The organism is Clostridium sp. 'White wine YQ' (genome assembly GCF_028728205.1).
Classification (GTDB): Bacteria; Bacillota; Clostridia; order Clostridiales; family Clostridiaceae; genus Clostridium_T.
This window is the reverse complement of the sequence record NZ_JAQYUU010000017.1, coordinates 1-20,398: the sequence shown is the minus strand read 5'-3', so window position 1 is coordinate 20,398 and position 20,398 is coordinate 1. Positions and strand designations below refer to the sequence as shown.

Genomic DNA, 20,398 nt, shown 5'->3' with positions numbered 1-20,398 from the left:
TGCACGCAGGGGGTCAAGAGTTCGAATCTCTTTATCTCCACCAAAAGAAGACACAATTATGCTTTGTGTCTTTTTTTGTTTACATAAATTTTGGTTGTAAATAAGTTTATAAAAACATAGTAAGTCCCTTGCTAATTTTTTCTCGGATGCATTGGGAAAGACAGATGTGAGAAAAAATATACAGCTCATAATCTTCTTCATGATTTTGTTATTTATTTTCTTATAAAAATTAAGTATACTAAGATAGAAAACGAGAAAAATTTATGTAAAGGAAAAATTATTGATGAAGAAAAAGGTTAAAATTTTAGGGCTTTATGTACTTATTGCAATACTTATACAAATAATAATATTATTGTTTTTAAATTATCGATATTTAGCTATTGATGACAATACTAAGCCACAAGTAGCAAATGTGATAGAAAAATCGCAAGGGATTAAAGCAAATTTATAGTTTATAGGAATGAAGATAAATAGATAACTGAAAAATTTTTAGACAAGCATTTAAAAAAGTAATAAGATGTGGTTAATTAGGATAAGAAATAGTTTTATAAATTTACTTAAGAATAAAAAAAGTGAAAAGTTAATAATAAATCAAATATGAAAAATATATAATATTAATGTAAATGACTAAAAAGAAGTATGCTATATAACTTATTAATTGATTTTTAATAAATATATACAAAAAATATTGAAATATTTGGAAAGTTAAACTAAAATATAAGTTATTAACATAAAATAAAGTAGTCTGATAAAATGCAATATCAAAAAATAAGGTTATAAAAATATAACAAACAAATCTACTTGAATACGTTTACCAGTAATTACACATTTAACAAAGAAACTTTTTTTTCATAGTATAAACTATATTACGGGGATTAATAAAAATGTAAAATTTGATGGGGAGTGTTTTTATGTCTAATGCAGAAGATTTAGAAAAAGAACTGGTAGGATTAAAACTAAAAAAAAGAGAGTTAATTTTAGCAGGGAAGAATACTGATACAATTGATGAAAAAATAAGGCAAATAGAGCAGACAATTAAGTCGAAGTACTTAGAAGAAAATAATGATTTATAAGAATGTGTTTATGAAAAGCTATCATATTAGATAGCTTTTATTTTTTTGCTCTTTAGGAACTTATAGATTTTTATTGCAATATATGAAAGAAAGAGGATTATTGAGCAATAGTAAAAAAATTCCGGGTGTTTTTATAATAAGAAAAGTTTAAAAAACATAATATTTCAAAATTATGATATAATCTATTAAAGACCAAAAAGGAGGTTCATGGAATTTGAGGGAAATAATAGAAATTGATAAACATGAAATTAATAACTCCTCTGAAGAAAAAAATAGTAACACAGATATACAAGAGAATAAGGAAGAAAGTAGAACTATAACTGAATGGATAACAGATTATGACGCATATTTATTTCATCAAGGAAACCATTATAATGCCTATAAATTTATGGGAGCACATTTAGTAACAGAAAATAGAAAGAAAGGTGTTAGATTTACTACATGGGCACCTAATGCGAGTGAAGTTTATATTGTTGGAAATTTTAATAATTGGCAAATATCAAAAGAATACGCAATGAACAAGGTTACTAAGTCAGGAATATGGAGTACTTTTATACCTGGAAAATTTGAAAATGAAATATATAAGTATTTAATTATAAATAAAAGGAATCATAAAAAGGTAATGAAGGCAGATCCTTATGGGACTTCATCTGAGTTAAGGCCCAATACTGCATCAATTGTGGTTTCAAATAGTAAGTATAGATGGAGAGATAAACGTTGGATTAATAAGAAGAATAAAGCTAATGTATATAGAAGTCCTATAAATATATATGAGCTTCACCTGGGTTCATGGAAAAGGAAAGAATCAGGTGAATTTTTCACTTACAAAGAAATGGCTATAGAAGCACCTAAATATGTTAAGGAGATGGGATATACACATGTTGAAATAATGCCAGTAATGGAACATCCATTAGATGATTCATGGGGCTATCAGGTTACGGGATATTATGCGCCAACTTGCAGATATGGGACAAGAGAAGAATTTAAGGAGCTTGTTGATTCATTTCATAATGAAGGAATAGGTGTTATATTAGACTGGGTTCCAGGACATTTTTGCAAGGATGCACATGGGCTATATATGTTCGATGGAGAAGCAGTTTATGAATATAAGGATTTATTTAGGCAAGAAAATAAGGGTTGGGGCGCGGCGAATTTTGATTTAGGAAAAAATGAGGTTAAAAGTTTTCTTATATCGAATGCTTTATATTGGATGAGAGAATTTCATATAGATGGGTTAAGAGTGGATGCCGTTGCAAATATGCTATATCTAGACTATGATAGAGGTCCTGGTGAATGGGTTCCTAATAAGTACGGTGGTAAAGAAAGTCTCGAGGCAATTAAGTTTTTACGAGAGCTTAATACAGCAGTTTTTAGAGAATTTCCCAATAATTTAATGATTGCAGAAGAATCTACATCATGGCCACTTGTAACAAAGCCAGCAGATGTAGGAGGTTTAGGGTTTAATTTTAAATGGAACATGGGATGGATGAATGACATATTGAAGTATGTCTCTATTGATCCCTTATACAGAAAGTATAATCATAATCTAATTAATTTCCCTATGATGTATCATTATTCTGAAAATTTTATTTTGCCAATATCGCATGATGAAGTTGTGCATGGAAAGAAATCAATGGTAGATAAAATGTGGGGGGATTATTGGACTAAATTTGCAGGCCTTCGAGTATTTATGGGATTTATGATGACACACCCAGGAAAGAAAACTATATTTATGGGAAATGAATTTGGACAATTTGTTGAGTGGAGACATAAAGAGGCACTAGATTGGCACTTAATTGAGAATTATGATATGCATAGAAATACTCATAGGTTTTTTAAGGATATTAATAACTTATATATAAATCAGAAAGCTTTATGGGAGCTAGATTATGATCACTCAGGTTTTAGATGGATAGATGCGGATAATAGTGAACAAAGTATATTGATTTATGTTAGAAATGGAGTAAAAGAAAGAGATACATTAATAGTTGTGTGTAATTTTACCACATGTGAATATGATAATTATAAAATAGGAGTTCCTTATTTAGGAGAATATAAAGAGATATTTAATAGTGATAATGAATTATATGGAGGGACAGGAAAAATAACAGAGCAGACTATACTTTCAGTTAAAGGAAATTGGCATAAAGAAGCGTATTTTCTTAATATAAAAGTACCCCCAATGGCAGTGGTAGTAATAAAGCTAGAAAAACTAATAAGGTTAGAAGCTAAAAATACATCATCAAGTAATCTAAAAAAAGAGAAAAATAAAGATAAGGAGGAACTACTATGAAAGTATTGTTTGTGACTTCTGAAGCAGAACCCTTTGCTAAAACAGGTGGATTAGGAGATGTGGCAGGTTCATTGCCAAGAGATTTAAAAAATCTAGATGTAGATGTTAGTGTAATCATGCCATATTACAAAGAAATTAAAGAAAAGTATAATGATAAGTTATACTTCATAAAATGTTTCACGGTATCTGTTGGGTGGAGATCACAATATTGTGGCCTTTTCCAATATGAATTTGAGGGAGTAAAATATTACTTTATAGATAATGAAAGATATTTTGATCGGGATGGGTTATATGGATACTATGATGATGCAGAAAGATTTGCCTTCTTCGATAGAGCAGTATTACAAACCCTTAAAGAGATTGACTTAAAGGTAGAAATAATTCATGCAAATGATTGGCAATCTGGAATGATACCAGTTCTTTTGAAATTAGAATATTCTAAGGATCCGTTCTATAGTCAAATCAAAACAGTGTTTAGTATTCATAATTTACTCTTTAGAGGAACTTATGACCCCAATATACTTCCTGAGTTATTTGGATATGATATGGTACCATATGAAGATGGAAGTTTAGAATTTTATGGCGGAGTAAGTTTTATGAAAGGAGGAATTAATTATTCAGATAGAGTTTCTACGGTAAGTCCAAGCTATGCAGGAGAGATTCAGACGTCGTTATATGGAGAAGGATTAGATGGCTTGCTAAGGAGTAGAAGTAGTGCATTATCTGGAATATTAAATGGAATAGATTATAAGGCATATAATCCTGAAAAAGATGAGTATATTTACCAAAACTATTCAGTTAGAGATTTAGATGGTAAGTCTATTAATAAAGAAAAATTGCAAGAAGAACTGGGATTACCTATTAATAAGGAAATACCACTTATCGGAATTGTGTCAAGACTTACAAATCAAAAGGGAATGAATTTAGTAGCAGAGGTATCTGATTCATTACTTCAGAAGGAGGTTCAACTTGTAGTCTTAGGAACAGGGGATTACCTATATGAGGAGCATTTTAAGAATTTGCAATATAGATATCCTAATAAGGTATCTGCAAATATAAGATTTAGTAATGAATTAGCTCATAAAATATATGCAGCGTGTGATATGTTCTTGATGCCATCTTTATTTGAACCTTGTGGCCTTGGACAATTAATTGCACTGAGGTATGGTACTATTCCAATTGTTAGAGAAACTGGAGGCTTGAAGGACACAGTAATACCGTATAATAAATATAATGGAGAAGGTAATGGATTTTCATTTAAAAATTATAGCGCGTGGGAACTTATGAATACAATTGAATATGCTCTATATTGTTATGGCAATAATGATGTTTGGGGTAATCTAGTTATATCAGCTATGAATCAAGACAACAGTTGGAGAAAATCTGCTGAAGATTATAAGAATTTATATCTAAATTTAGTGACTCAATTTTAGAACTATATTTAGGAGTGATTATTTTGTTTAAAATAGACAAAGAAATATTTATAAAAGATTATAAGCGAAAATTTGTAGAAATTCATGGAGTGCCATTAGAAGAAGGATCAGATATAGAGAAATATCAGGCTTTAGGAATATTGGTAAAAGATTATGTAATAGATATGTGGATAAATACTAATAAAAGATATAATGACAATAAAGAGAAGCAGGTATATTATTTTTCAATGGAATTTTTGTTAGGAAGGCTATTAGGGAATAGCTTGCTTAACCTTGGAATAAGAGATTTGTGTAAAGAGGGGCTTAAGGAATTAAATATAGATTTAGATAAGTTGGAAGAATTAGAACAAGATCAAGGGTTAGGTAACGGTGGACTTGGTAGATTGGCAGCATGCTTTTTAGATTCAATGGCATCATTAAATATTCCGGGACATGGTTGTGGAATAAGATATAAATATGGATTTTTTGAACAAAAAATAATTAATGGTTCCCAAGTGGAAACCCCAGATGTTTGGTTAAGAAAGGATAATGTCTGGGAAATAAAAAAGAATAAGAAAGCAGAAGTTGTTAAGTTTGGTGGAGAAGTTAAAGTTGAATATATAGATGGAAGTTTAAAGTTTAATCATATAAATTATGAGGCAGTCTTGGCAACTCCATATGATACTCCTATTGTAGGATATAAGAATGATGTAGTAAATAGCTTAAGACTTTGGAGTGCAGAACCAATAAATAATGAATTTGACTTTTCATCATTTAGTAGGGGAGAATACCTAAAAGCAATAGAATACAAAAATTCTGTAGAGGCTATCTCACAAGTGCTTTATCCAGAGGATTCATTTTATGAAGGAAAATTATTAAGACTGAAACAACAGTATTTCTTTGTATCTGCAGGTATACAAAGCATAATTAGGCATTACAAAAAGCATATTGGGGATTTGTATTTATTAAATGATAGAATAGCAATCCATATTAATGATACTCATCCGACAATGGCAATTCCAGAATTAATGAGGATTTTAATTGATGAAGAGAATTTTTCTTGGGAGGATGCATGGAGGATAACTACCAACACAATATCATATACAAACCATACTATATTAGCTGAAGCGCTAGAAAAATGGGAAGTCGGTATGTTTAAAAAACTACTTCCGAGAATTTATATGATTATTGAAGAGATAGATAGGAGATTTAGAGAAGAATTAAATAATAGATATCCATATCAAGAAGAGAAAATTCACAAAATGGCTATTATTGAAGATGGATTTGTAAAGATGGCTAATTTGGCTGTGGTAGGAAGTCATAGTATTAATGGAGTTGCAAAACTTCATACAGAAATTCTTAAGAAACAGGAAATGTCAGATTTTTATTATATGTTTCCAAGGAAATTTAATAACAAAACTAATGGAATTACTCATAGAAGATGGCTAATAAAGTCTAATCCTGAGCTTACTAAATTATTAAAGATGACTATAGGGGAGAGCTGGATAAAGCACCCTACAGACATGGAAGCTTTTAAAAGATTTAAGGACGATGCCGTGGTACAAGAAAAGCTGAATGAAATTAAAAAGAATAATAAAGAAAGATTGGCTAAAAAGATTAAAGAGCAACAAGGTATAATTGTTGACACTAATTCAATATTTGATGTACAGGTTAAAAGAATTCATGCATATAAAAGACAAACTCTTAATGCGCTTAGAATTATGGGAATCTATAATAGATTGCTGGGCGATCCTAATTTAGATATACCACCTAGGACATTTATTTTTGGAGGAAAAGCAGCACCAGGATATTATTTAGCTAAAAAGACAATTGAATTGATTAATGCAATAGGAAACAAAATTAATAATGACAAAAGGATAAATGATAAACTTAAGGTTATCTTTATGGAAAATTATAATGTTTCATTAGCAGAACTAATAATTCCAGCAACTGATTTAAGTGAACAGATTTCAACAACAACAAAAGAGGCATCAGGAACAAGTAATATGAAGTTTATGATGAATGGAGCTGTGACTATAGCAACGTTGGATGGAGCAAATGTTGAAATAAGAGATGAAGTTGGTGATGAGAACATTATAATATTTGGACTAACTGAGAAAGAGGTTGTAAATTACTATAGGAATGGAGGATACTCTTCTTGGGCAGTGAGAAATTCAGATAACAGGCTTATTAATGTAACTGAGCAACTTGTTAATGGATTTTATGATCAAGATAGGGAGAGGTTTAGAATAATATATAGGGATTTGCTTGATTATAATGACGAATTTTTTGTTCTTAAGGATTTTGATTCATATATGAATGCACAAGAGAAGGTAGATGAATTATATAGAAATAAATCTAAGTGGCAGAGTATGGCTGCTGTTAATATAGCTCATTCCGGAATATTCTCTAGTGATAGAACAATTCAAGAATATGCTACTGGAATATGGGGTTCCGGTTTTCTTTATAAGAATCTATGAGGTGAAATAGGATGAGTACTCAGTATATATATCATGATTCGCAGAATAATTGCTACAGAAAACCATTTGGAGCGGTGCCAATAAATAGTGAGGTTTTTTTACTCCTTGAAACTACTAATGATGCCAAAGAAGCATTTTTGGAACTAATTAACTTTGACGGAACAACAGAAAAAATAAAAATGAATAGCAGCATAGAGAATTTTAATGATAAGAAAAAATATTATACGAAGATAACATTAAAAGAACAAGGAGTATATCAATATTATTTTTCAGTGGTTTTTGATTATAGTGTGTACTTTTATGGTAACAATATACAACAACTGGGGGGAGAAGGGGAAAGCTACTCAGATAATCCCAAGACATATCAAATTACAGTGTATAAAGACAATAAGATACCTGCTTGGTTTAAAGAAGGAATAATATATCAGATTTTTGTTGATAGATTTTTCAATGGAAATGATTATGGTATAATTTCAAATCCTAAAAAAAACAGCTTTTTATATGGGAGATGGGATGATGACCCAATGTATATAAGGGATGCTAAAGGAGATATAACTAGATGGGATTTCTTCGGGGGTAACCTAAAAGGTGTAATTCGTAAAATGCCATATTTGAAAGATCTCGGCATAAACGCAATCTATTTTAATCCCATATTTGAGGCTACTTCAAACCATAAATATGATACAGGTGATTATAAGAAAATCGATGAGATGTATGGCGATGAAAGCATATTTGCAGAACTATGCAGAAAGGCTGCAGATAATGGAATTAAAATAATATTAGATGGAGTATTTTCTCATACGGGCGCAGATAGTATTTATTTTAATAAGTACGGTAATTATAGTTCTCTAGGAGCATATCAAAGTAAATATTCTAAGTACTATAACTGGTATAGTTTCAAGTCATTTCCTGATAGTTACGATAGCTGGTGGGGGTTTAGCAATCTACCTAATGTAAATGAACTGTATCCAGATTATATAGATTATGTTGTGAATTCAAAAGATTCAGTACTAAGTAAATGGATGAATATAGGTGTTAGTGGCTGGAGACTAGATGTTGCAGATGAATTGCCAGATGAATTCATAAGAATATTGAAAGAAAGAGTGAGGAAAGAAAAGTTAGATAGTGTTGTGATTGGAGAGGTATGGGAAGATGCCTCAAACAAAATAAGTTATGGGAATAAGAGAAGGTATTTTCTTGGGGATGAATTAGATTCTGTTACAAATTATCCTTTAAGAGAGAATATTATTGAATTCTTTACAGATAGAATTAGTTCAGATGTGTTTAATAAACGAATTATGAGCTTAAAAGAAAATTATCCAGTAGAAAACTTCTATTCACTCATGAATCTTTTAGGAACTCATGATACTAAACGAATACTAACCGAAGTTAAGGAGAAAAAAATATTATATTTGTGCGTAATTATCCAAATGACTATGGTAGGGGTTCCTTTAATTTATTATGGAGATGAAGTAGGTCTTAAAGGAGAGGAAGACCCATTGAATAGAAAAACTTATCCTTGGGGAAAGGAAGATACGGATATTTTGAACTTTTATAAAAAGATTATAAAAATTCGAAATGGAAGTTCTATATTAAAATGCGGGGATTTGGAATTCGTTACTTGTGATGCAGATGTAATTTGCTATATAAGAGGTTTAGCAGAAGAAAAGCTATTTATAATAGTAAACAGGAATAATAATGAATCTAAAAAGATATTTATTAATGAACTTGTAGGGGAAAAGAGAGTAGTTGATCTATTAACTTGCAAAAATATTAAAGCAGATGATGGGATAGTAAGAATAAATCCTTTGGAAGGTCTTATATTGAGGATTAAAGGGTGAGTCTAAAAAAATATTAGTAAATTATAAAAAAAGAATTGAAATTAATTATCAATAGCAGTATAATTAAATTAATCAATATAGATTATTATTTAATATGAGATATTGATTAATTCTCACAAATATTTTCAATTACCATACTTTATGGATGATTCTTTAGATGTTATTAGGTAATCCATTAAGTATATCCTCCATTAAAATTCACCTATAAAAAAGAGTCAGTATTATTACTGGCTCTTTTGTTTACTCTTTTTATAAAATATGTTGTTATTTTAATCTTCAATTGATACTTTTTGGTCATATTTTTATTCATAGAATCATATTAAATATCTAGGAGGTGTTTGTATGATAAGAACTTTTGTCTGTGAAAAAGAAGGTTGTAGCGGAAATAGCTTCTATATAGAAAGCAAAGATGATAAGTTACTTCTAACATGTAAAGAGTGTAAAAGTATATATGATATAGATGTAAGTTATTATGACTACACTATATTATCTCAATGCTCTCATTGCAATAATGATACATTTAAAGTTTTTAGAGATACAGAAAAAGAAGGTGTTTATTTAAAATGCATTGAGTGCGGAAATCCACCTGAAATTGTGTATTTAGATGAAGAAGGAACTCAGATAAATTATGAAAGTAGAGTTTTAAATAATATAAAAGACAGAATAGTCTCATTAGACCAAAAAATTTTTTCCTTAGAGAAAAAGATTGATGAAGTAGAAAATGGCCAAGAGTTAATAGAGGAATCATTAGCGTATGTGTCTAAGTTTTTAACTGAAATTAGTTAGATAAATTTCTAGTTCTATTATTGGGAAAACAGTAAAGATGTATATTAAAGATTCAAGACAATATCTTTCCAATATGACTTCTTATGAGTGCTAGTTTATATATAAGTAATTGGTAAAACCATAACTATATATTAATAGTACTCTTTTTAAGTTTAGAGTAAATAGATAAATATATATGTAAAGTTACTAGAATTTGTAGTATCATAAATATGTAAATATGGAATAAAATGGTCGTGATTAATTTGAGAATTAGAATATGAGAGGGGTGTAACAATGGTTAGAAATGGAATGATAGCCATGATATTAGCAGGTGGTCAAGGTTCGAGACTTGGAGTATTAACAAAGAAGATAGCTAAGCCTGCGATTCCTTTTGGAGGAAAATATAGAATAATAGACTTTACATTAAGTAATTGCTCCAATTCAGGTATTCATACTGTAGGGGTCTTAACTCAGTATCAACCATTTATTTTGAATTCACATTTAGGAATAGGTGAACCATGGGATTTAGATAGAAGAGAGGGTGGAGTGTTTATTTTACCACCATATCAAGGAGAAGCGGGAGCAAACTGGTATAAAGGAACTGCAAATGCTATTTATCAAAATATAGCTTTTGTAGATACTTATGATCCAGAATATGTACTAATACTATCTGGAGATCATATCTATAAAATGAATTATGATGAAATGCTAAGTTTTCATAAGAATAAAGGAGCAGATGTTACAATAGCAGTTATAGATGTGCCGTTACATGAGGCTTCAAGATTTGGAATTATGAATACTAATGAGGATCTATCAATATATGAATTTGAAGAGAAACCGGAGAACCCAAAGAGTACAAAAGCATCAATGGGGATATATATATTTAAGTGGAAAGAGTTAAAAAAATATCTTAAAGAAGATGAGCAAGATAAGAATTCATCAAATGATTTTGGAAAAAATATAATTCCAAAGATGCTGGAGGAAGGGAAAAAGATGTTTGCATATCCTTTTGAAGGATATTGGAAGGATGTAGGAACTATAGACAGCCTTTGGGAGGCAAATATGGATATGTTAAAGGATGATAATGAATTAAATCTCCATGATGATAATTGGAAGGTATATTCAGTAAATCCAGTAAGACCAGCACAATATATAGGAGCAAATGCTAAGATCAAGTCTTCACTAGTTGTGGAAGGGTGCATAATTAATGGAGAAGTTGAAAATTCAGTGCTATTTCCAGGGGTAACAGTAGGAAAAAATGCAAAGGTTAAAGATTCAGTTATATTTCCGAATACAAAAATTGGAGAAAATGTTGTAATTAATAAGACGATAATTGGAAATGGTGCAGTGATAAGAAGGGATTCAAAGATTGGAAATGGAAAGGTAGTAAAGGTGATTTCTCCAAGTGAAGATATAAAAAGTGGTTCTATAATTGAGTAAAGGGGCTGTGAATTTATGAAAAATTGTATCGGAATCATTAATTTAGACGAGAGGGAAGATAGAATAAGAGAGTTAACAAGAAATAGGCCATTGGCATCAGTTCCAATAGCAGGAAGGTATAGAATCATAGATTTCATATTATCTAATATGACAAATTCAGGCATCTCTAATATAGGTGTATTTACCAGAAACAATTCAAGATCATTAGTAGATCATGTGAATAGTGGAAACCCATGGGACTTAAATAGAAAAATTGATGGACTTAGGGTATTTAATTTTTCTCATGAAAATCCAATATATGATGACGTTCATATATTTGCTAACAATATTGAGTTCTTTAAATTAAGTAGACAAGAGTATGTGCTAATGGCACCATCTTATATGATTTGTAATATAGATTATAATGAAGTAATGAATTTTCACATTGAAAATAACTCTGATATAACAGTTATATATAAAAAAGTTAATAATGCTGATAAGAATTTTATTAATTGCAGTATACTTGACTTGTCAGAAAATAATAAAGTTATGAGTATTGGAGAGAATATAGGATCCCAAAAAGAAGCTAATATATTTATGGAGATGTATTTACTTAAAAAAAGTCTATTTATAGAAATAATATACGATTGCATAAAAAGTGGAGCTTGTAGAAAAATAAAAAACTCAATAACTTCTAGAGTTAATCAATATAATGTACAAGCTTACGAGTTTAAAGGATATTTAAGTTGCATTAATTCTTTGAAAATGTATTATGATTGTAATATGGATCTTTTAAATACTAGAATTAATAATGAATTATTTTTTGATAACGGTCCTATATATACAAAAAGTAAAAATGAAGCCCCAACTAAATACACTAAAGATAGTAATGTAACTAATTCAATAGTTGCAAACGGGTGTTATATTGAAGGTGTAGTTGAAAATTGTATTATATCTAGAAGAGCAAAAATACAAAAAGGTGCAAGAGTTAAGGATTGTATAATACTTCAAAATGCTGAAATAGGGCCTAAGGCAATTTTAGAGAATGTAGTGGTTGATAAAAATGTTGTTATAGAGAAAAGTGAAGAAATAAAGGGTTCAAAAAAGTTCCCATTAACGATAGAAAAGGAAAGAGTTTTTTAAATTCTAGATTGGGTGTGAGGAATATGAAGGTTTTGTTTGTGTCTGTAGAGGCATATCCTTTTATGAAAGTAGGAGGCTTGGGTGATGTAGCACATGGGCTTCCTAAAGCCCTAAAAGGAATAGGAGTTGATGTTAGGATAATCATGCCTAAATATAAACTTGCGAAGAAGTTGAAAAAAAAATTAAAGTTCGTTACAAGGTTTAAAACTTATATCGGGTGGAAAACAATTGAATGCTCTTTATGGAGTGCAATAGAAGATGGACTTCAATATTATTTTATTGACAACCCATTTTATTTTTATAGAGAGAATGCTTATGGGTATGGAGATGATGAAGAACGATTCATTGCCTTTTCAAAGGGTGTATTAGAAAGTATAAAATATATTGGGGATTTTACCCCTGATATAATTCATTGTAATGAATGGCATTCATCATTAATTATTCCATTAAAAAAGATTTATTATGAAGAAGAGGATAAATATAAATCTATAAAGACTGTATTTACCATACATAATATTATGTATCAAGGTCAATGTCATAAAGATATGTTATGGATGCTAGGTATAGATGAGGAAAAATATTATAAAGAGGATGAACTTAAAAATAATGAAGGAATAAATATGATGAAGTGGGCAATTAAATATGCTGACAAAGTTACTACAGTAAGTCCTTCATATGCTGAGGAAATAAAGGAAGAGCACAATGGCTTTGGGCTAAGTAAATTTATAAAGGATAAAGGAGAAGATTTCAAGGGAATATTAAATGGGATTGATTATGAAGTCTTTAATCCAGAAGAGGATAGTAACTTATTTAGGAGATATAATATTGATTCCATACAATTAAAGAGAGAAAATAAAATTGAATTGCAAAGAGAACTAGGGCTTGAAGAAGATTGTGAAATTCCGTTAGTTTCACTAGTAAGTAGATTAACGGAACAAAAGGGGATAGGATTATTAATTTCAAATATAGACGAATTAATGAGAAGAGATATTCAATTAGTGATAGCAGGAACTGGACAAACTATATATGAGGAATCTTTAAAAATCTTATCAGAGAAATATAAGGGGAGATTAGCAGTTATATTAAAATTTGATATTAGTATCTCTAGTAGAATATATGGAGCGTCGGATTTGTTTTTAATCCCATCTAAATTTGAACCTTGTGGACTTACACAGATGATCTCTATGAGATACGGTACTTTGCCATTAGTTAGGGAAACAGGTGGATTAAAAGATACTGTAAAAGAATTTAACAATCTAACTGGAATAGGGAATGGGTTTACGTTTAAGAATTATTCAGCAATAGATATGATAGAGGCATTAGACAGAGCGTTAACAATATATAAAAATAAAGAAATGTGGAATTTAGTTCAAAAAAATGCAATGCTTCAAGATAACAGCTGGAACTTATCTGCAAAAGAGTATTATGAACTTTACAAGAATGCATAAGAATAACTATAGTTATACCCCTAGAATATAAAAGATTTGATATGTTTATATAATATAAGATTTATTTAAGGTTAATTTAATAAAACTTTTCCGTTTTAAGTTATATAATGAGTAGAAGAAATGTATTTAAGTTTTATTTGGGGGTAATTTAAATGAAAGATAATAAAGTTTGTTATTTAGATTTAGTAGTAATGAGTATAGGTATTCTTTTAATTGTAGTAATAAAGAATGCTACAAGGTTTATTGGTGTAGGTTTATTATCTTTGGCATTTACTTATTACATGATAGATAGATATAACATAATGAGAAAACTAAAGTAAGGATGAATATATGAAAAATAACAAGAAGACATTAAGATGGGCAATATTAATTATTTGGATGATAATTATTTTTATATTTTCTCAGTTGCCAGGAGATGTATCAGATGAACAAAGTCATGCAGTAATATATATTTTTAAATTGCTAGGATTAAGTTTAGATAGCTTTTTTGGTGATTTAGCTAACTTTGCTGTTAGAAAAGCATCGCATTTTTCAGAATACTTTATATTATTTCTGTTAGCATTAAATCTAACAAAAATGTATTTTAACAAATGGAAATCATGGAATATTGCTTTACTTATAGTATTTTTATATGCATGTTCAGATGAATTTCATCAAATATTTATTCCAGGAAGAACTGCTGCTTTTAGAGATGTATTAATTGATACATGCGGGGGATTATTAGCATATTTAGTAAGTGCGCTTATCTCAAGAAGAAAAGCCAATAATTAAGTAATTTAAATCAATAAAAAAGCAAAACTATACTTTACATAGTTTTGCTTTTCGTATTTTAGAAAGAATTAATGATTATTTAATTCCTACTCTTACTTTAGTTTGGGTTGGTGCATAGTAATCATTAGACAAAGTTTCTGTATTTATTAACGATCCATTTTCATAAGTGTATCTAAACACTCTAACTCTATAACCATCACTACCTTGGTTAATAGTATACTGTTTGCCAGTTTGGAGTGATGGATCTTTAACCGGCTCTATAGTTGAAGGTATACGTTCGTATACATCATTTTTAATTACATATCTCTTATTTAATAGGCTAGAATTTGAATAAATATTTATATATAAACTTCTATTAGTTGTTTTAGCTTCTATTAATAAGGGATATTCTAAGGTGTTTTTAAATTTGAAGTCAATACTATTCCATACAACAGTCGCATCAGTTCCTAAAGCAACATAGGAAACAGGTAAATTATGATTTTGTCTTTCTATAGGGGTAATGCCGCAGTTCAGAATAGCGTTATATAAGGTAGAGGTTACTTGGCAAATGCCACCTCCAAGACCGGATTCAACCTTATTGCCAACAATAATTGGAGCATCCATAAATCCACGATCACTCGTTCTATTTCCAACAATTTCATTAAAACTAAAAATATCATTAGGTAAAAGAATTCTACCATTAATCAATTTCGCTGCTAATTCAATATTTGATGCTCTTTCAAAAGAAGAGGTTGAATAGTCTGTTGAAAAAGATGAAATAGGAGCATTAATAGCAGAAAGGTTTTCGGATGATATATTTGGTTTTGTTAATTTAACGGGTGCACTTATAGTAACATCTTCAGTTGGAAGATAAGATAAACTTTCAGTTATAGCCTTTTTCAATTCTTCTTTGTTAAGGGTATAACCTAGCACTTCGTTTTCTATTTGTAATTTACTTTCTACTACTGGCTTTATCTTAGCATTTTGAGGGGATGTATCAATATGACTTTCAATCCCATTAATAAAATTAACAAGCATGTCTTCATTAATAGTAACTGGTATTTGAATTTCATGAGTATCTTGTTTAGAAATTAATCTATGCTTTTCTAAAGGTGTTAAGTTATCTTCATAAGCTAACACTTGATCAATAGTAGAAGATAATAATGTATCTTTTATAAGTTTATAAGATTCGATAGTAAAAATCTTATCCTTGAATTTAATATTTATATTGGTACTGTTAGATGAATTTATGTATGTAGTGTTGAGTTTATGTAAAGCTTCAGTTTTAGTTAGTCCCTCTAAATTCATATTCCCAATGTTGATACCAGGATAGATAAGTGAGTCCCATTTATCATTTTCAGTGTATATTCTATAGCTGAAACCACATAAAGTTCCAATGGAACACATTACTAATCCAAGAATCAATAACTTCCCTTGGGAGGTAATTTTATAACTTGGTTTCATAATTAATTACATCCTTATTTTTTATTTAAAAAAGTTAAAGATATTAGTTAATTTTTGAGTTTCAAATTTTATAATATTATTTTGTTCATCTAACATGGTTTCTTTAGATTTTATTTGATTTTCGTAAGAAGAAATTAAGTCTTTTAATTTATCTATTTCTGCTTTATATTCGGCAATACTTGTATTAATTGTATTTTGATATTTCTCTGAGAATTTATTTAATACATCTAGCCTTATTCTCCCGTCATTTAAAAGATCATTAAGATTAGAGTTGGCAGCATTAATGATATTAATTACTGACTCTTTTCTTACATCAGATGGTAAACTTTCGGGTATTGCATCTATAAATTTCCCTAATGTAAAAATTGTATTTGAATTACTAGAGTTTATAGAATACATTGAATATATGTCATCTACTATAAAGTTTTTATCAATAGTTTCATTACTAGCATTCGCTGTAGACACTGATGCGTTTTCCAATGAATTTGCCTCATTTGTAACTTCAGATGGAACATTCTCATCCATTTCTAAAACCATATTTTCAACCCCTCCATCGATTTCTGCATCGTCATTATGATTTTCAATATTTTCAATTGATGATTCAAAATCAATAGAAGCTTCATTGTCAACCTTTTCGATGACATTTAATTTTTCCAACACAGACATAAATTTTGACATGTTTAATTCTCCTCTTTTAAATATTGTATTAATTAGAATACTTAGATGTTTACTCATATGAATATGAGTTATATTTTAGATAAATCTATAAACTACTGTTTGTCCTAAAACAAATGATAAAATTAAAAAAAACAACAATGCAAAGATATTTAAGTACCTTTGCTTCAATACATATTTCTTTTTCAGTAAAAAACTATTAATAATATTTATTGTGAACTTATAAATAATTAAATTTATAATAATTATTAATATTTGAATAAATAGGAATTTAACTAATATGATTATCACATCCAATTACAAAATTAAAACAATATTCTACATGATATATCAGTTTAATATGTATTTTTATTTAATTATAATGTATTAAACTAATTTCAGCAATATATGGAAAAGTAATAAATGTAGAATTTTTAGATAATATCGAAAAAAATGTTTGTATATCTATAAAATTAATCCATAAAGTTAAATTCCTTGCTATTTTATGTCGGTTATTTTAATTGTAACGTAGTTATTATCTTTCAGTGATTTAGCTATTATGTTTAAAGGAGACTTAGTTGAATAGTAGAACATGATAAAACCCTGATAGTTACTATATATATCAATAAAATCGAATTCTTTGCAAGGATGATAAAAGAAACTATTAAGTATACTTGAATTTTTCTTATTGATTTCTTTAATTAATGGAGAAACATCGAAATCTTTAATATAACTTAGAGGAGTCGGGATATAAAAAGTATGATGATTTCTCTCACTTAAGATAGGGGTTTTATTCCATTTACCTACATAGGGTTCATAAATATAATCAAAATATTTCTCAATTACTTTTTGTTGATTTGCTGTGGCTTCATAGTGAGGTGTCTCAAAAAAACTATAAGGAATATTTAGCAAGTTAGCTGTTTTAATAGAACATTTAAGTATTTGTGTGACTTCTTCTTCAGTAGTATTAAAGTCTTTAGTTAGCTCGTTTGAGGTAACACTCCTTTCATTGCCATGTTGGTGAGTATATCCATGAAGGCCAATGATTCCATCTCTATATATCAAATAATCTAAAGTGTTAATAAATGCAGAATTCTCCATAGTAATGTTAGTTAAAAGATCATTATCAATATCTTCTGAAGGATCTTTATATCTTGGAATCCAAGCTACTGAAAACTTCAGGTTGTTTTTCTGCATATAGTTGCCCAATACTTTTAGTTTATATAGATTTGTTGAATCCAAATAAACTTCTCCACAGACCACATCCTCTAATCTTATAAGTGCTATATTTTGACCTGTTTTATTGTCGGAAGTAGAGACTCTTTCTATTGGAGAAAATATTATTTTGCTATTTTCAAAATCCCAATAAGTTATTAATGAAAAAACTTCTTCAATATCAGAAATGGAGATATATGAAAATCCTCCGATTGATAATATATCACCTCTAAGAGGTTTTGATAAATTATTATACTTTATAGAGTTATTGTTTTTAGAAATTAATAGAGAGTCTTTTTTATTTATAATTTTAAAGTATTCATGTGATTCAATTAATTCAGCACCCATCTTCGTGCAAAATTCACTAATAGGTATGTAGTATCTTTGAGATTTCTGATATAGAGCATGTTTGAAAGTTAATTTTTTATTGCCGTAAAATATGTTTATATCATTTATTTTATATAATGAGTCTATAGTTTTCGAAGTAGTGGACCCTTTTGAAAAAATATTTATAAGAACAGGATTTAATAAAGTTATTAATGTAAATAAAACTAATGTATTAGATGTTATGCGAAATATCTTTCTTATCATAATAAACTCCCCTTTAAAGAGTAAAAAAATATCAAGCCTACATTCATAATTCATAGAATGCTAGCTTGATATTTATTATTTACAATAATGAAGAAAAAACTCGTGCTACACCTTCAATTACTTTTTCTGCTTTATTAGTGTTATTTGATTCGTCTAGAGTAAATTCTCTACACATCTTCAAGTCTTCAAAAAATATATCTTCTAACTGTTTTGTTATAACTTCATCATAAATTACACAATTTATCTCATAGTTTAAGTCAAAACTTCTTATATCCATATTAGTAGTTCCTAAGGTGCAAAGTTCTCCATCTACTGTCATGGTCTTAGCATGAACAAAAGCTTCTTTATCATAAAAATAAACTTTAACTCCGCAAGACAATAGCTCATCAAAATAAGTTCTAGAAGCCTTGTTTACTATAAAGTGATCTGCTTGCTCTGGAAAGATGATTTTTACATCAACGCCACCTAAAGCAGCTATTCTCAAAGCATCCATTATACTCTCAGGAGGAACAAAGTAAGGAGTGGTTATATATATATTGTTATTAGCCATTGTAATCATTTTTAACATTGCTTGCATTATTGCGGGAAATTCTGAATCTGGACCACTTTTTACAAGCTGCATTAATGTATCATTTTTAACTTTTGTTGTTGGGAAATACTTATTAAATTCAGCATCATAAAATGAATAAACATTGTTGGCTTTTTGAATAGTAAGAAAGTCATCTAGAAATACAGCTTGTAGAGCCATAACAAAATCACCTCTCACCATGAGATGGGTATCTCTCCAAAAACCATATTTACTTTTTCCTAAGTATTCATCACCTATATTAATTCCACCTATAAAACCAACATTTCCGTCAATAATTACTATCTTCCTATGATTTCTATAATTGATTTGGGTATTTATTGGTCTAAGTATAGGGGCTAAAAAATATGAGTAGAATACTATATCAACACCAGCATCTCGTAATTCTTTTATAAAAGAGCGCTTCATTCTTGCGCCAACTCTATCTATTATAAAACGTACTCGTACTCCCTCTCTAGATTTTTTAACTAGAATATCCTTAATTTCATTTCCTATTTCATCACTTTTTACTATGTAGTACTCCAAGTGTATATGGTGTTTCGCTTTTAGCAATTGTTCCTTTAATGCAGTAAACTTATCTGCGCCATTAGTAAATAAATGAACTTGATTGTTAGGGAAGATGGGTGAATCGCTATTGGCTGCCAGCAATTCTATTAATGGAGCATATTCGTTTAGTTTATATTCTTTAATTATTGGTTTTATTAAAGAATTAATTTTGGAGGACATTCTATCGTTAAGTTTATGGAGCTTCCAGTTACGTCCTAAAAAGATATATAGAAACAATCCTACAGGAGGAAGAAGCAAAAGTATTAATAGCCATGCAATAGTCTTTTCTGGTCGCTTTCTTTCTAATACAACAATTGTTGTACCAAGCAAAATATTAAAGGTCATTATAATGTAGGTCATATAGTGTGTAATACTTGCCAAAAAAGACACCTCCAAACATTTATTGTAATTTATTTTTATATTATATCAATAAAATATGAATTGGGTAAGATTTTGTTCATAAAATGTAATATAAGTATAAATATTCTTCATTCTTTATTCTTTGTCCTTTATATATTATTTTAGTCTTACCCTATTATAGTTTTAATAATATTTATTACGTATAATATTATTAAAAAGTAATAAAATAAATATATAAAAAAATATATGAAAAAAGTGTTGACTTTATTTTTTAGCCATGGTAAGATACTACTTGTCGCTGCGAGAGAGCAGAGACGAAACAAACAAATGGTCTTTGAAAATTAAACAGAGGAAATGA

General features: G+C 29.0%; 16 protein-coding genes. 12 read left to right on the top strand and 4 right to left on the bottom strand.

Annotated features, from left to right (window positions below; genetic code table 11):
* The first annotated feature begins 280 nt into the window (after positions 1-280).
* From PTZ02_RS19530 to PTZ02_RS19475, 12 genes are all read left to right on the top strand, one after another.
* A complete protein-coding gene (locus PTZ02_RS19530; RefSeq protein WP_274229401.1) occupies positions 281-451 on the top strand; it encodes a hypothetical protein in 171 nt (56 codons plus the stop codon).
* Positions 452-911: 460 nt separating this feature from the next.
* On the top strand, positions 912-1,073 hold the full coding sequence (locus tag PTZ02_RS19525; protein ID WP_274229400.1) for a hypothetical protein: 162 nt from the start codon (positions 912-914) through the stop codon (positions 1,071-1,073).
* A gap of 214 nt (positions 1,074-1,287) precedes the next feature.
* Complete coding sequence (gene glgB / locus PTZ02_RS19520; protein ID WP_274229399.1) at positions 1,288-3,366, top strand: 1,4-alpha-glucan branching protein GlgB; 2,079 nt, start codon at positions 1,288-1,290, stop codon at positions 3,364-3,366.
* Positions 3,363-4,799: a glycogen synthase GlgA gene (gene glgA, locus PTZ02_RS19515; protein ID WP_274229398.1), complete on the top strand. Its 1,437-nt coding sequence runs from the start codon at positions 3,363-3,365 to the stop codon at positions 4,797-4,799. The genes glgB and glgA overlap by 4 nt, the downstream gene beginning before the upstream one ends.
* A 23-nt stretch (positions 4,800-4,822) precedes the next feature.
* A complete protein-coding gene (locus PTZ02_RS19510; protein WP_274229397.1) occupies positions 4,823-7,258 on the top strand; it encodes a glycogen/starch/alpha-glucan phosphorylase in 2,436 nt (811 codons plus the stop codon).
* 11 nt (positions 7,259-7,269) lie between these two features.
* Complete coding sequence (locus PTZ02_RS19505) at positions 7,270-9,099, top strand: glycoside hydrolase family 13 protein (protein ID WP_274229396.1); 1,830 nt, start codon at positions 7,270-7,272, stop codon at positions 9,097-9,099.
* 342 nt (positions 9,100-9,441) lie between these two features.
* Positions 9,442-9,885 carry a hypothetical protein gene (locus tag PTZ02_RS19500; protein WP_202769584.1) on the top strand — a complete coding sequence of 148 codons (444 nt, stop codon included), beginning with the start codon at positions 9,442-9,444 and terminating at the stop codon, positions 9,883-9,885.
* 273 nt (positions 9,886-10,158) lie between these two features.
* Positions 10,159-11,304: a glucose-1-phosphate adenylyltransferase gene (locus PTZ02_RS19495; protein WP_274229395.1), complete on the top strand. Its 1,146-nt coding sequence runs from the start codon at positions 10,159-10,161 to the stop codon at positions 11,302-11,304.
* Between the two features lie 15 nt (positions 11,305-11,319).
* The gene (gene glgD / locus PTZ02_RS19490; RefSeq protein WP_274229394.1) at positions 11,320-12,426 is read left to right on the top strand and encodes a glucose-1-phosphate adenylyltransferase subunit GlgD; all 1,107 of its coding nucleotides are present in this window, start codon (positions 11,320-11,322) and stop codon (positions 12,424-12,426) included.
* Positions 12,427-12,449: 23 nt separating this feature from the next.
* Positions 12,450-13,874 (top strand): glycogen synthase, encoded by a 1,425-nt coding sequence (locus PTZ02_RS19485; RefSeq protein WP_274229393.1) that lies wholly within the window; start codon positions 12,450-12,452, stop codon positions 13,872-13,874.
* 152 nt (positions 13,875-14,026) lie between these two features.
* Positions 14,027-14,194: a hypothetical protein gene (locus PTZ02_RS19480; RefSeq protein ID WP_274229392.1), complete on the top strand. Its 168-nt coding sequence runs from the start codon at positions 14,027-14,029 to the stop codon at positions 14,192-14,194.
* 10 nt (positions 14,195-14,204) lie between these two features.
* Positions 14,205-14,645, top strand: coding sequence for a VanZ family protein (locus PTZ02_RS19475; RefSeq protein WP_274229391.1), 441 nt, complete (start codon positions 14,205-14,207; stop codon positions 14,643-14,645).
* Positions 14,646-14,720: 75 nt separating this feature from the next.
* Here the strand turns inward: PTZ02_RS19475 and PTZ02_RS19470 are convergent, their stop codons facing one another.
* The 4 genes from PTZ02_RS19470 to cls form a co-directional block, all read right to left on the bottom strand.
* Positions 14,721-16,088: a VanW family protein gene (locus tag PTZ02_RS19470; RefSeq protein ID WP_274229390.1), complete on the bottom strand. Its 1,368-nt coding sequence runs from the start codon at positions 16,086-16,088 to the stop codon at positions 14,721-14,723.
* A gap of 21 nt (positions 16,089-16,109) precedes the next feature.
* Positions 16,110-16,766: a hypothetical protein gene (locus tag PTZ02_RS19465; RefSeq protein ID WP_274229389.1), complete on the bottom strand. Its 657-nt coding sequence runs from the start codon at positions 16,764-16,766 to the stop codon at positions 16,110-16,112.
* A 474-nt stretch (positions 16,767-17,240) separates the two neighbouring features.
* A complete protein-coding gene (locus PTZ02_RS19460; protein WP_274229388.1) occupies positions 17,241-18,548 on the bottom strand; it encodes a DUF2334 domain-containing protein in 1,308 nt (435 codons plus the stop codon).
* A 79-nt stretch (positions 18,549-18,627) separates the two neighbouring features.
* Positions 18,628-20,040: a cardiolipin synthase gene (gene cls / locus PTZ02_RS19455; protein ID WP_274229402.1), complete on the bottom strand. Its 1,413-nt coding sequence runs from the start codon at positions 20,038-20,040 to the stop codon at positions 18,628-18,630.
* Positions 20,041-20,398: the final 358 nt, after the last annotated feature.